The sequence below is a fragment of the Kitasatospora sp. NPDC053057 genome, assembly GCF_044546945.1.
GTDB lineage: Bacteria > Actinomycetota > Actinomycetes > Streptomycetales > Streptomycetaceae > Kitasatospora.
Window position 1 is genome coordinate 144,857 of sequence record NZ_JBITZP010000007.1, and the last position, 12,401, is coordinate 157,257.

The 12,401-nt window shown below is 72.4% G+C and carries 15 protein-coding genes and 1 pseudogene; 7 read left to right on the forward strand and 9 right to left on the reverse strand.

All coding sequences use genetic code 11. From position 1 onward, the window contains the following. Positions 1-100: 100 nt before the first annotated feature. The 3 genes from ACIG5E_RS10720 to ACIG5E_RS10730 all read left to right on the forward strand — a co-directional run bounded on the left by ACIG5E_RS10720 (position 101) and on the right by ACIG5E_RS10730 (position 3,259). Positions 101-790 carry a response regulator transcription factor gene (locus tag ACIG5E_RS10720; RefSeq protein ID WP_396532943.1) on the forward strand — a complete coding sequence of 230 codons (690 nt, stop codon included), beginning with the start codon at positions 101-103 and terminating at the stop codon, positions 788-790. Continuing rightward, entirely contained in the window at positions 787-2,184 is a 1,398-nt protein-coding gene (locus ACIG5E_RS10725; protein ID WP_396532944.1) for a sensor histidine kinase, read from the forward strand. The genes ACIG5E_RS10720 and ACIG5E_RS10725 overlap by 4 nt, the downstream gene beginning before the upstream one ends. A 67-nt stretch (positions 2,185-2,251) precedes the next feature. Continuing rightward, complete coding sequence (locus tag ACIG5E_RS10730) at positions 2,252-3,259, forward strand: NADP-dependent oxidoreductase (RefSeq protein ID WP_396532945.1); 1,008 nt, start codon at positions 2,252-2,254, stop codon at positions 3,257-3,259. Positions 3,260-3,415: 156 nt separating this feature from the next. On the opposite strand, the gene ACIG5E_RS10735 is transcribed toward ACIG5E_RS10730, so the two are convergent. Next, complete coding sequence (locus ACIG5E_RS10735; RefSeq protein ID WP_396532947.1) at positions 3,416-4,195, reverse strand: phosphotransferase; 780 nt, start codon at positions 4,193-4,195, stop codon at positions 3,416-3,418. Between the two features lie 248 nt (positions 4,196-4,443). Between ACIG5E_RS10735 and ACIG5E_RS10740 the strand changes: the two genes are divergently transcribed. Then, positions 4,444-4,809: a hypothetical protein gene (locus ACIG5E_RS10740; RefSeq protein ID WP_396532948.1), complete on the forward strand. Its 366-nt coding sequence runs from the start codon at positions 4,444-4,446 to the stop codon at positions 4,807-4,809. Here ACIG5E_RS10740 and ACIG5E_RS10745 read toward each other — a convergent pair. Then, positions 4,772-5,824: a hypothetical protein gene (locus tag ACIG5E_RS10745; protein ID WP_396532949.1), complete on the reverse strand. Its 1,053-nt coding sequence runs from the start codon at positions 5,822-5,824 to the stop codon at positions 4,772-4,774. The genes ACIG5E_RS10740 and ACIG5E_RS10745 overlap by 38 nt on opposite strands. 176 nt (positions 5,825-6,000) lie before the next feature. On the opposite strand from ACIG5E_RS10745, the gene ACIG5E_RS10750 reads away from it, so the two are divergent. After that, complete coding sequence (locus tag ACIG5E_RS10750; RefSeq protein ID WP_396532950.1) at positions 6,001-6,366, forward strand: hypothetical protein; 366 nt, start codon at positions 6,001-6,003, stop codon at positions 6,364-6,366. A gap of 121 nt (positions 6,367-6,487) precedes the next feature. After that, the gene (locus tag ACIG5E_RS10755; RefSeq protein WP_396532951.1) at positions 6,488-7,372 is read left to right on the forward strand and encodes a hypothetical protein; all 885 of its coding nucleotides are present in this window, start codon (positions 6,488-6,490) and stop codon (positions 7,370-7,372) included. A 453-nt stretch (positions 7,373-7,825) separates the two neighbouring features. On the opposite strand, the gene ACIG5E_RS10760 is transcribed toward ACIG5E_RS10755, so the two are convergent. Then, complete coding sequence (locus ACIG5E_RS10760; RefSeq protein ID WP_396532952.1) at positions 7,826-8,647, reverse strand: DUF4389 domain-containing protein; 822 nt, start codon at positions 8,645-8,647, stop codon at positions 7,826-7,828. A 171-nt stretch (positions 8,648-8,818) separates the two neighbouring features. On the opposite strand from ACIG5E_RS10760, the pseudogene ACIG5E_RS10765 reads away from it, so the two are divergent. Continuing rightward, positions 8,819-8,929 (forward strand): annotated as a pseudogene (locus ACIG5E_RS10765) (amino acid ABC transporter substrate-binding protein); the annotation flags it as partial. Between the two features lie 6 nt (positions 8,930-8,935). Here the strand turns inward: ACIG5E_RS10765 and ACIG5E_RS10770 are convergent. The 6 genes from ACIG5E_RS10770 to ACIG5E_RS10795 all read right to left on the reverse strand — a co-directional run bounded on the left by ACIG5E_RS10770 (position 8,936) and on the right by ACIG5E_RS10795 (position 12,376). Then, a complete protein-coding gene (locus ACIG5E_RS10770) occupies positions 8,936-9,412 on the reverse strand; it encodes a hypothetical protein (protein WP_396532953.1) in 477 nt (158 codons plus the stop codon). 31 nt (positions 9,413-9,443) lie between these two features. Continuing rightward, on the reverse strand, positions 9,444-9,731 hold the full coding sequence (locus ACIG5E_RS10775) for a hypothetical protein (RefSeq protein WP_396532954.1): 288 nt from the start codon (positions 9,729-9,731) through the stop codon (positions 9,444-9,446). 24 nt (positions 9,732-9,755) lie between these two features. Then, positions 9,756-10,028: a hypothetical protein gene (locus ACIG5E_RS10780; protein ID WP_396532955.1), complete on the reverse strand. Its 273-nt coding sequence runs from the start codon at positions 10,026-10,028 to the stop codon at positions 9,756-9,758. Between the two features lie 171 nt (positions 10,029-10,199). Then, positions 10,200-10,808, reverse strand: a complete 609-nt coding sequence (locus ACIG5E_RS10785) for a response regulator (protein ID WP_396532957.1) — start codon at positions 10,806-10,808, stop codon at positions 10,200-10,202. Continuing rightward, positions 10,805-11,947: a histidine kinase gene (locus ACIG5E_RS10790; protein ID WP_396532958.1), complete on the reverse strand. Its 1,143-nt coding sequence runs from the start codon at positions 11,945-11,947 to the stop codon at positions 10,805-10,807. The genes ACIG5E_RS10785 and ACIG5E_RS10790 overlap by 4 nt, the downstream gene beginning before the upstream one ends. A 15-nt stretch (positions 11,948-11,962) precedes the next feature. Further along, positions 11,963-12,376 carry a hypothetical protein gene (locus ACIG5E_RS10795; RefSeq protein WP_396532959.1) on the reverse strand — a complete coding sequence of 138 codons (414 nt, stop codon included), beginning with the start codon at positions 12,374-12,376 and terminating at the stop codon, positions 11,963-11,965. Between the last annotated feature and the right edge of the window lie 25 nt (positions 12,377-12,401).

The following is a 12,401-nucleotide window of genomic DNA, read 5'->3' on the forward strand; positions in this document are numbered from 1 at the left end:
CTTCGCCCGCTATCTTTCGGTATGCCTGGAACGGCCTGCGAGATCGGAGCAGGTCAGCGGGGCAGCAGGTCAGCGGGGCACGAGGAGCGGAGGGCCGGCGGTGCGGATTCTGGTGGCGGACGATGACCGAGAGGTTCGGGAGGCCCTGGCCGACGGACTGACCGTCGAGGGCTACGAGGTGGTCACCGCGGTCGACGGGCACGATGCCCTCGCCAAGATCGCCGCCCACGAGCCGGACGCGGTCATCCTCGACGTGATGATGCCGGTCCTCGACGGGCTCGCCGTCTGCCGACAGCTGCGAGCACTCCACGACCGCACCCCGGTGCTGGTCCTGACCGCGCGGGACAACGTCAGCGATCGCGTCGACGGGCTGGACGCCGGCGCCGACGACTACCTCGTCAAACCCTTCGCGCTGGCGGAGCTGACCGCCCGCCTGCGCGCGCTGCTGCGCCGCGCCGCGTTCGACGCACCCGGTGGAGAAACCGACGCGGAGCTGCGCTACGCGGACCTGGCCCTGGATCCGCAGACCCGCACCGGGTACCGCGGCTCCCGCCGGGTGGAGTTCAGCCGCACCGAGGCGGCGCTGCTGGAGCTGCTCCTGCGCCACTCCGGACAGGTGCTCACCCGCGAAACCCTGCTGGAGCGCGTCTGGGGGCAGGACTTCGGCCCCGAGTCCAACTCCCTCGCCGTCTACATCGGTTACCTGCGCCGCAAGCTGGAGGCGGGCGGAGAGCCGCGCCTGGTGCAGACCGTCCACGGCGTCGGGTACCGTCTGGCCGCGGACTCGTGACCCTCCGCGTCCGGCTCGCGCTGGTGGCCGCCGTGGCCGTCGCCACCGTCGCGCTCGGCCTCAGCTGGGCCGCCTTCGCCGTGATCCGCTACGAGCTGACCCACCAGCTGGACCTGGAGCTCACCCAGGCCGCCACGGTCGCCGTCCAGCAACAGGGCAGCGAGCCGCCGGGTGTGCTCTCCGGGCAGTGCCGCTACCTGGCCGCCCCGGCCTGCACGCAGGTCGTCCCGGCCGACCCGGCACGCGACCCCGGGTCGGCCGTCACGCCGTACCTGTTTCCGGTCACCCCCGCCGTGCGCGAGGTCGCCGCCGGACGGCACGCGGCCTACTTCAGCACGACGACCATCGCCGGGTACCCCGCCCGCATGCTCGTCACGCCCTTCCGCACCGGCACGGCCCTCCAGGTCGTGCTGCGCTCGGACGGGGTCGACCGCGCCGTACGGCAGTCCGCGGCCCTGTTCGCCGGATTCGGCGCCGGCGCGGTTCTGCTGGCCGGGCTCCTCGGCTGGTGGGTTTCCCGGACCGGCCTCCGCCCGGTGACCAGGCTCACCGCCACGGTCGAACGGATCACCGCCACCGGTGACCCCCATCACCGCATCACCTCCCACGCCGCCACCGGCCGCCGCCGCGACGAGGTCACCCGCCTCGGCGACAGCTTCAACACCATGCTCGACGCACTGGAGCGGTCGGTCACCGCCCAGCGCCGCCTGGTCTCCGACGCCTCGCACGAGCTGCGCACCCCGCTGACGGCGCTGCGCACCAACGCCGAGCTGCTGGCCCGCGGCGGCCGTCTCACCGACGCCCAGCGGGAGCGCGCCGCCAACGCCCTGGGGCGGCAACTGCGCGAGGTGACCGGCATGGTCAACGACCTGGTCGAACTCGCGCGCGACGAGGAGCCCCAGGCCCTGGTCGAGCGGTTCCGGTTGCTGCCACTGGTCGAACACGCCGTCACGTCGGCGCGCGGGCACTGGCCGGGGCAGGAGTTCACGCTCGATGTGGGCCCCGGCGCCGAGGAGGCGGTCGTGCCGGGCGTCCCCGCCCGGCTGGTGCGGTTGCTGGGCAACCTGCTCGACAACGCCGCCAAGTTCGGCGCGGGGAACGGGCCCGTGGAGGTCCGGGTGACCCGCGCGGGCGACCGCGACGGAACACTGGAGGTGTCGGTCCGCGACCACGGCCCGGGAATCGCCGCCGAGGACCTGCCGTACGTCTTCGACCGCTTCTACCGCTCCGACACCGCCCGCAGCCTTCCCGGCTCCGGTCTCGGGCTCGCCATGGCCCGCCAGATCGCCCGGGCCCACGGCGCCGACCTGGTCGCCCGGGAGACCGGGCCGCAGAACGGTGGCGGAGCCTGCTTCGTCCTGACCGGGCTGCCCGTCCTCTGGTCTTCTGAGTAAGCGCTTGCTTAGAATCGGACACCTGTCCATGCGGAGACCGAGTACCGAGTACGCCCCAGGAGATGCCATGACCGATGTCAACCGCCAGATCCGCCTCGCCCGTCGACCGGTCGGTGAGGTGCGGCCGGAGGACTGGGCGTACACGGAGGAGCCCGTGGGTGCACCCGGGGACGGGGAGTTCCTGGGGCGGACGCACTACGTGTCGCTGGACCCGGCGATGCGCGGGTGGCTGGACGACCGCCCGTCGTACCTGCCGCCGGTGGGGCTGGGCGAGGTGATGCGAGCCGGGTCGGTGGTCGAGGTGGTGGCGTCGAACCACCCGAAGTTCCAGGTCGGCGACCACGTGGTGGGGTCCTTCGGGGTCCAGGACTACGCGGTGTCGGACGGCAAGGGAGCACTCAAGGTGGACCCCGCGCTCGCGCCGCTGTCCACCTACGTCGGGGCGCTCGGGATGCCCGGGATGACGGCCTACTTCGGGCTGCTGGAGGTCGGCGCGCTCAAGGAGGGCGAGACCGTGGTGGTCTCCGGCGCCGCCGGGGCGGTCGGCACGATGGTCGGGCAGATCGCCAAGGTGAAGGGCTGCCGGGTGGTCGGGATCGCCGGCGGGCCGGAGAAGTGCGCGCTGCTCACCGAGGAGCTCGGCTTCGACGCGGCGATCGACTACCGCTCCGAGGACGTCCGCAAGGCGCTGCGCACCCACGCCCCGGACGGCATCGACGTCTACTTCGACAACGTCGGCGGCCCGATCCTGGACGCCGCGCTGACCAGGCTGGCGATGCACGCCCGGGTCGTCGTCTGCGGCGCGATCAGCCAGTACAACAACGAGGAGGCCGTGCAGGGCCCGTCCAACTACCTGTCGCTGCTGGTGCGGAGGGCTCGGATGGAGGGCTTCGTGGTCTTCGACTACGCCCGCCGCTACGCGCAGGCGGCGGCCGAGATCGCGGGCTGGATCGGCGAGGGCCGGATCAAGGTCAAGGAGCATGTGGTCGAGGGCACCGTGGCCGACTTCCCGGAGACCCTCGGGATGCTGTTCCGCGGCGAGAACACCGGCAAGCTGGTGCTGCGCCTGGTGTGAGCCGAGCCGAAGGGTGGCCGCCGAGCACCTCGGCGGCCACCCGACGGTCGGGAGGCCCAGGGGTGGGTGTCGAGGCCGGCGAGGGCTTCAGAGATCCATGGGCGTGATCTTCGCAGCTGCCTCCGACAGCGGCGTCAGAGCCCCGGCTGACGGCGCTCAGGCATCCGAACCGTCGAGCAGAGCCGTGCGCTCCGATCGGAGCCAGGACCGCTCGGCCGCCATCTCGGCCACGTCCCCGCGGGCGAGGAAGCTCGCCCACGGCTCCTGGCCCAGCCCGCCGAGCCGTTCGATGCGCTCGGCCTCGCGGGACTGGAGTGCCTCCAGTGCGTCGAGCACCGCTGCCGGCTCGGCCCCGTAGGCGGCGCACAGGGCGTCGAGGCGGCTCCGCAGGACGTGGTCGCCGGCGACTGCTGCTCGCCGCTGCTTCTCGGCGGAGCGCAAGGGAACGGCGTACCAGGCGAGTTGCGCGAGGTCGTCGAGGGGGTGGCCGGGCGCGGCGAAGTCCCAGTCGATGAACCCGACCAGTTCGTCGCCGTTCCAGATGGAGTTCCACGGGCCGAGGTCGCCGTGCCGGATGACCATGCCGGGCCGCCACTCCTCCTCCTGGCCCCGCCACCGGGCGTCGGCCGGCGGCCGGAAGTCCCGGACGGCGTCGTGGTAGTCCCGCAGCCAGCGCCCCAGTTCGGCGATTCCGGCGGTCGACCGCAGCATCGACGGCCAGGGTCCGAAGGCGGGTTCGCCGTACAGCAGCGACAGCACCTCGTCGGTGCCGTCGACGCCGAGCAGCCGCGGGGCCCGGGTGAAGCCCACCGCTTCCAGGTGGGCCAACAGGGCGTGTACCGCGGGCGTCCACTCGCCGACCGGTCGGCGGATCGTTTCGCCGATCCGCCGGACCGTGGTCACGCTGCCCTTGTCCGTGGCGCCGTCCTCGATCATGGCGGCAGCCTAGCGGTCCGCCCCTCGATCACCGCCCCACCGGCCGTCGACGCTACCGCAGCCGGACGTCGCAGCCGCCGCCCGCACCCGCCGCACCTCTCCGACCATGGGGCCATGACTCCTCCGGCAGGCGCCCCGGCGGCGCGGCCGGCGTCATCGCCTCCGCCCCCTGGCCCTGGCCCTCGCCGCCTACCGACGCCCGTCGAACCCGATTGACGCACCGTCCGGGCGGATGATCGGCTTCCGGCATGAACGACAGCACGACCGGTGACCGTCTGCCCGCCGAGGCGGTCGCGCTCCTGGAGGCACTCCTCGACGCCGACACGCCCGCCTGCCGCGCCCTGCGCGCGCAGATCCCCCACCTGCGGGTCACCGGCGGCTGCCCGTGCCCCTGCCCCAGCCTCGACTTCGGCATGGACGCCCCGGAGGCCGTGCCCGCCGCACCCGTCGGCAGCCGGATCGTCGCCGAGGCCACCGTGCTCGACGCCGGCGGCCAACCGATCGGCGGGGCCATGGTGTTCGCCTTCGAGGGCCGGCTGTCCAACTTGGAGGTCTACTCCTGGGACGACCCGCCGATCACCCGCCTCCCGTCCCCCGACCGCCTGCTGCCGTAGGGGCGGCGACCGCCCGCCGGAGCGGCCTTGCCGGTGGCTCGGGATTGTTCAGCAGGAGGTCCTCGCCGAGCGGGGTGAGGGTGTGGCGGACCTGGGTCCCGGTGCGTTCCGTGGTGATCGCCCCGGCGGCCCGCAGGGCGGTGGCGTGGGCGGACGCGGTCGCCGTGCTGAGGCCGATCCGCTGGCTGAGCAGGGTCGTGGTGCACGGGCCCCGCCCGATCGACCGCAGGGCTTTCGCACGGGTGACCCCGATGAGCAGGGCCAGTCCGTCGGCCCGCCGGGCCGTGGTCGACTCGGGCGGCCGAGCGGGGAGCGGGTACATCAGCGTCGCCGGTCGCTGTCCGCCCAGAACAGCCGCGATCCCGGTCAGGAAGAAGTTGGGGCGCAGTTCCAACCCTCTTCCGTCCAGGTCGAATTCGTCGTCCGTGGCATGTACGGGGATCCGCAGGACGCCGTCGGACCGCCAAACCGTCAGCGGGTGAACGGCATCCAGCATCGCACCGAATCCGGCCTCGGCCGCGGAACGCGAATGGTGAGCGATGTCCGCCTTCAGGACCCTTTGGATATCAGACCAGTCCGGCGCGAAACAGGACTGGAACAATGCCCAGATCCCGTCGGTGACCCGTCGCAACTGGCGCGATCCCCCCTCTCGCAAGTCCCTGACGATGGGTGGCAGATCCCGCCCGGCACCGTAAAAGGCGAGGTCTTGGCGCAGGTCGCCTTCGGTGACGGCGAGAACGGCGTCGAGCTCGTCGGCGAGCTTGCGATGGCCGGAATCGACGTTGACCGCGAGGAAGTCCGGAACGGCCGTGAGGCTGGCGTTGATGAGTTCCAGGAACGGGGCGGCCTGGTACGGCACGTGCTGCCGCACCCGTCGCCACCAGCGGTCTCGCGTCACCGAAGGACCGACGCAGGGGTGTTCCGCTCCAGCGCTTCCGCCGAGGATCTGGTCCAGCGGCGAGATGGCGAATCTGGTCCGGGCCAACGCCGGAACAGTGAAATGAAGGTCGAGCATCTCTCCCCCGTTGGCGTGCAGCCGACGGCGGCAATCATGACGTGTTCCGTACAACTTTGGAGCAGTTTCGCGACTATTCGGGTCTGCCTGAACAGCTCGCGCCCCCGCGCCCCCGACACCCACCATCTCTGTGGGCCGGGACAGAAGCCCCGACACCCCCCATGGAAGGGATTCTCATGCAAATCGGCAGGAAGCTCCTCACCCTCACCGCCACCGCCGGCCTCGCCCTGGCCGGCGTGGCCGTGGCGGCACCGGCGAACGCCATCGACCAGGTGGGCTGCCCGACCAATGGGCTCACGGTCATCACCAGCGGCAACGGCAACTTCTGCGCCGCAGGCTCCATCGGCTACAAGACCATCAGCGACCTGACCGGCGGCTACCAGGGCCAGGTCGGCGGCGTCATCTACGAGCAGACGAACTGGAACTGGGCCGTCTTCTACAACTCGACCGGCCCCCTCAAGCTGCAGCCCGGTGGGAAGAGCGGCTACCTCGGGAACGTCATGACCTACGCGCTGGAGATCGACAACCCGAACTTCACGTGATCCCAGGCCAAACCGGCCCGTGAAACCGGCACCCGCCACCGACCACGGTCACGCGTGGCGGGTGCCACCCCGCCGCGCCCGCTCCCGAAGGACGGAAATGAAGCGCTCGACGACGTCAGCCGTGACGATCGCCCTATTCGCGGCCCTCGCGGGTTGCGGCGCCGGAGGCACCCACCCGGACCCCCCACAGCTGGGCGAGATCTCCACCATCACCAGTGTCCGCCAGGTCGTGCGTCCGATCGACGCCTACCTCCCCACCGCGTCACAGGGCCTGATCGCGCAACGAGCCGTCTACCTGACGAGTGCGCGCTGCCTGCGGCGATTGGGCATCTCGGAGGCGCCCTGGGCGGCCCCGGCGCAGACCGAGGCCACTGACCAGGACGTCCGATCCCAGCTCTACGGATACTTCGCCCCCGACCGGGTCGCGACCACCGGTTACGACGCCATCACCGCCACAGACACCCGGACGCCGGCTTCGGCCACCACCCAGCAGGTCCTGGCCGGGCGGGACAGCACCGGTGCCCCGCTCACCCAGTACCAGGGCAAGGCCGTACCCAAGGGCGGCTGTCTGAAGGAGGCCCTCGACGCCGTCGGCGGATCGATGGCCATGACCCCCGACCCGTCCGCCCTCCCCGGCGGCGGGCCAAAGGTACCGCTGACCGACCCCCGCATCGTGGCCGCCGACCACCAGTGGAGCGGCTGCATGAAGACCCACGGGTTCACCTACGCCAACCCGGCGGACGCCTACATGGATCCGCGCTGGCGCGACCAGAACCCGGGCGCCGGAGCCGCCGTCACCCACAGCCCGGCCGAGATCGCCACCGCGACCGCCGACGACGCCTGCAAGCGGTCCACCAACTTGATGGGGATCGCGGTGGCCGTCCAGACCGCCTACGACCAGCAGTACATCGCCGCACACGCGGACGACCTCGCGAAGTTCGCGCAACGCGTCAAGCAGCACATCGCCGACTGCGAGAAGCTCATCGCGGCGGGCGATGCCGCATGACGGCGGCGCAGACGCCCGGTGGAGGACGCTTTCCGGCATGGGTGGAATCGCGGCGCCGTACGTTTCCCGCACCGGGCGTCGCTCGGGCACGGTGAGGACCCGACCATCCTCCCCGCCCCGAAGGACCTCCATGATCTTCATCAGGTCCCGCAGCCGTGACGACCCGGACGAGTACGTCCTCGTGGAGGGCTTCCGCGACGCCGGGCCGGCCGGGCCCACGTCGAGTCGGCGCACTTCCAGCAGGCCATGGAGACCCTTTCCGGCGTGGTCGCCGCCAAGCCGAGGATCATCAAAGGCCGCCCGGGAGGCCTCCCAGCGGCCCTGATGCCCTGGAATGACACCGGCCAGCTGATGTGAATGAGGCTGCGATCTCATTCACATCAGCTTGGCCGACTGGCGCACAGCATCTCCCTCTGCCGACGATTCCGTCAAGTACCGTGCGGGAGAACGGCGTTAGCCCTGGTCAGCAGGGCCCGGCACGAGCGGTGCCATGACGTGCTGGGTCGGATTGATGCCGTTGTTGTCGTCGTTGTCGTCCTCGTCGGAGTTAACCGAGGCGGTGACGGAGCTCGTCGCCCAGGAGGCCAGGCCGAGGATCAGGAAGAGCACGAGCAGGCCGCGCCCGGCGCCGCTCAGCACCAGCGGGCGGGTGGCCGACACCGGCTCGGGCTCGCTGCCCGGCTCCTCGCCGAACAACCGCTTGGGGTAGGCCGAGGTGAGCATCACCAGGTAGGCGGTGAAGCGCATCCGGTAGCGCACGATCGCCGTGGTCGCCTCGTACAGCGGCTGCGGCATCCGGCCGAGGACCAGCACCACCAGCCAGATGATGAACGACACCAGCCACCACCCCGCGTACGCCAGGCCCTGCACGATCGACGCCGGGATGACCAGGATGATGCGGAACAGGACGGCGAGCCGGTTCAGCTCGCCCGGGCGCAGCCCGACCTGCACCGGGTACTCGGGGGCCCGGAACCGGAACGGCGGGTAGCGGTCCACGGTGAGCATCAGGTACGCGGTGACCCGGGTTTCGTACGGGAGGTACGCGGTGAGGTAGTCCGCCACGAAGCCGGGCAGCCGGCCGAGCACCAGCGCGCCGAACCAGCCGATGACGGTGACGAAGAACGCCGCCACCGACAGCACCCACACCACCACGAACTGCGGGATCAGCAGCAGGAACCGCAGCAGCACCGTCCACCGGCTCTGCGGGCCGGGCGCCGGCATGTCCAGCACCGGAAGCCACTCACCGCTGACGGGAGCGGGGGGAGCCTGCCACATCCGGGCCTCCACGGTCTCGGGACGAGGGGACCCGGCGGTCGGGCACGGCGATCTCGCACGGCCGGGTGCCTTCCGAAGATCGCAGCACCCCGCCCGCTCCGCGCGCCACGCTGCGCCGGACGGGTAACGCGACGGCCCGGGCTCGGCCCTGGCCAGGAACCGCCGCCGTGCTTCGTCCGCTCGCCCGGCATCAGCGTGTGGCAGTGGGGCTGGCCACCGGTCCAGGTCGTCGATCGCGATCCGGCGGCACCCGAGCGCTTCCGGATCCTGCACACCGGCTGAGCCCGGTCACGCCCAGCCGCGCACCGACACCGCACCGTGCAGCACCCGGCCGGCCACCCGCTGCTCCTCGACCCACCGGGTGAACGCGTCGATCCGCGCCGCGAGATCCTCATCGACCGGCACGATCGGCCAGTCCTGCGGCGGTACGACGACCACCACCGCCTCACCCCGCCCCTCGGCCGCCGCCAGCCAGCGGGGCGACACCTCGACCCGTGAGCCCGGTTCCCACCCCTGGCGGCCGCCGACCAGCAGCAGCCGTTCCACCCGGCCGTCGCCGACCTCGATCACGCCGGTCGTCGCCGGAGGCTCACCGGCGGCGACCGTGAAGCCACTGTCGACGGCGGCCTCCACCAGGTCGGCGTGCAGGTTCGCCCCGACCTCCACGATCAGCTCCGCGACCGGCGGGCCCTGTACCGCCTCCCGCACGGCCATCGCCCACACCACCGGCCCCCGGGCCGCGCCGTCGCCCGTCCGGTCAGCCATGGGGAACTCCCGCCGCCCGGCCGAGGCCTGATCACAGGGTGGTGAGACGGCGTCCGAGTTCCTCGAGGTAGTCGTCGCCGTACGCGGCGGCGACATCGTCGAGGTCGATCATCGGCGGGAGGTCGGCCGTCTGCTGGCGTTCGGACAGGTAGACGGCGGTCTCCGCGACGATCCGCTGCTCGTCGGCGCGGGCCGGGCTCAGCTGCCTCAGGGTCGCCTCGGTGGCCTGGAAGCGGGAGAGGACCGCCTCGCCGGCGGTGGGGAAGCTCACCAGGTACTCGTGGTCACCCAGCGCTTCGATCCCGATGTCCCCAGTCATGGTTCCGTCCTTTGCTCCGTCCCCCTACGAGTCTCGCACCGGTGGCCCTCCCCCGTGACGCGAGCGATCCGCCCGCCGGCGGACGGCCACCCGCTCGACGGCCGTGCCCACCGCGAGCAGCGCGAACAGGAGAGCCGCGAGTGCACAGTAGCCCGTCGTCGCCCCGTCGACGGGGAGGACGGCCGCCAGAACCGCCAGCACCACCGCCGTCACCGCGAACACCCCGACGAAGGAACCCGCCGCGAAGCGCTGGACCGTCGACTCGCCCCGGTCCTCCTCGCTGTGCGAGCCGGTCATGCTCTTCTCCTCCGCGTCCTTCCGCGGCACGGCGGCTCTCCGGCCGCTCCCGCTCCCTCGGCTCCGTGCGTCTAACCGGCTCACCAGCCCCGAAACGCGTTCGGGTTCCCGCCGCTGCCGAGTTCGCCGACCCGCTGGGCGATGGTTCCGTCCAGGGCCATGTGCTCCGGCCTACAGCCAGCCGCGCTCGTCGGCCGCTCGCAGGGCCTCGGTGCGGTTGCGGGTGCCGGTCTTGGCGATGGCGGAGGAGAAGTAGTTGCGGACGGTGCCCTCGGAGAGGTAGAGCTTCACGGCGATGTCGGCGACTCCGGCGCCGGAGCGGGAGGCGTCGAGGACGTCGCGTTCGCGGGCGGTGAGCGGGGAGGCGCCGGCGGCGAGGGTGGCGGCGGCGAGTTCGGGGTCGACCACCCGCTCCCCCGCCGCGACCCGGCGGATGGCGTCGGCGAGGACCTCGGCCGGGGCGTCCTTGACCACGAAGCCGAGCGCTCCCGCCTCCATGGCGCGGCGCAGGTAGCCGGCGCGGCCGAAGGTGGTGAGGATGACCACCTGGCAGTCGGGGACCTGTTGGGCGAGGACGGCGGCGGCCGCCAGGCCGTCCAGTCCGGGCATCTCGATGTCCAGCAGGGCGACGTCCGGCCGGTGCTCGCGGGCGGCCTCCACCACCTGGTCGCCGCGTCCCACGGCGGCGACCACCTCGAAGTCGTCCTCGAGGTCGAGCAGGGCGCGCAGCGCGGTGCGGACCAGTTCCTGGTCCTCCGCGAGCAGCAGGCGGATCGTCATGTCGTCCCTTCGGAGCGCGAGTCGGTCTGCCGGACGGTGACCAGTAGTCGCCACCCGCGCGGGTCGAGCGGGCCGGCCTCGACCGTACCGCCCGCCGCCGCGACCCGTTCCCGCAGCCCGGTCAGGCCCTTGCCGGCACCGATGAGGCCGGGGCCGGCACCGCCCGGGCCGTCGTCGCGGATCTCCACCGAAGTGGCGGTCAGCAGCACCGAGCAGCGTCCGGCCCGGGCGTGCCGGACGACGTTGGTGATGCCCTCGCGCACCACCCAGCCGAACAGTTCGCGCTGCTCCGGCCCGACCGCGTCGGCCGCCTTGGGCAGGTCGGCCACCACCCCGGCGGCGCGCAGCAGTTCGCGGCCGCGGGCGAGTTCGCCGGCGATGGTGACCTCCCGGTAGCCGGTGACGGCGGCGCGCACGTCGGCGAGGGCCTGGCGGGAGAGCGACTCCACGGCCGTCATCTCCGCCACCGCCTGGTCCAGGTCCTTGGCGGCCAGCCGTTGGGCGAGGCGGGACTTGACGGTGATCGCGGTGAGCGAGTGGCCGAGCAGGTCGTGCAGGTCGCGGGCGATCCGGTTGCGCTCGGCCTCGGAGGCGAGGCGCGCGACCTCGGCGCGGGCGGCGACCAGGGCCTGGTTGGTGGCGGCGATCTCGGCGAAGGCCCCGCAGGTGAGCGAGGTGAACAGCAAGGCCAGTGCCTGGAATCCGCCGGGCCCGGTGTGCCAGGCGGGCACCGCCCAGGGCACCAGCAGGGCCGCGAGCGTGCCGGCGGTCACCGCCCGGAGGGTGTGCTGCCGCCACAGCACCGCGACCACCGACACGATCACGGTGGCGAGGTAGAAGGCGTCCGCGTGGGCGAACGGCAGCGAGGCCAGGAACAGGGCGGTCATCACCGCCAGCAGCGGTCTGATGAAGCTCCGCCGCTCGCGCCCGAGGGCGAGCGCGAGGAGCACGTAGCAGAGGCAGAACGCGATGACCACGGCGAGCCCGGCGACCGCTGCGGACCCGCCGACGTCGCCGCTCACGGCCACCGCGGTGAGCGTCGGGAAGACCAGCATCCCGGTGCCCAGCATGATCCGCCGCCAGCCGCCCGCCCAGCGGTGGGCGGGGGCCGGCGCGTCCTCACGGTCGAGGTCGGTCACTCTTGCGTCCCCTCCTCAGGGCCGGGCGAACAGCGTGCGCAGCTGCCGTCCGTTGAGCACCACGGCGACCCCCAGCAGGGCGAGGCCGCACAGACCCTGTTCGATCTTCATCCAGACCGGGAAGACCCCCGGCACGGCGATGATCGCAGCAATCGCGACCAGCATGGCGCCGGAGACGATCCGCAGCCTTCGGAAGGCGCCGCGGGAGCCGCGGGCCGCTCGGACGGTGAGCAGCAGGGCGACGGCGGCGCCGGCCAGGACGATGGTGCCGCGGACCCACACCGCCGGGGTGATCAGGTCGGTGTGGTCGCGCAGGGCGAAGGCGGCCACCAGGGTGAGGGCGCTGAGGCCGAGGTAGACGAGCACGAGTCGCCGTACGGTGCGGAAGGCCCGGCGGATGTCGGGGTGGTGCGGGTCGGTGGAGGTCATGCCCTCATCGTGGCCGTCGGCCGGG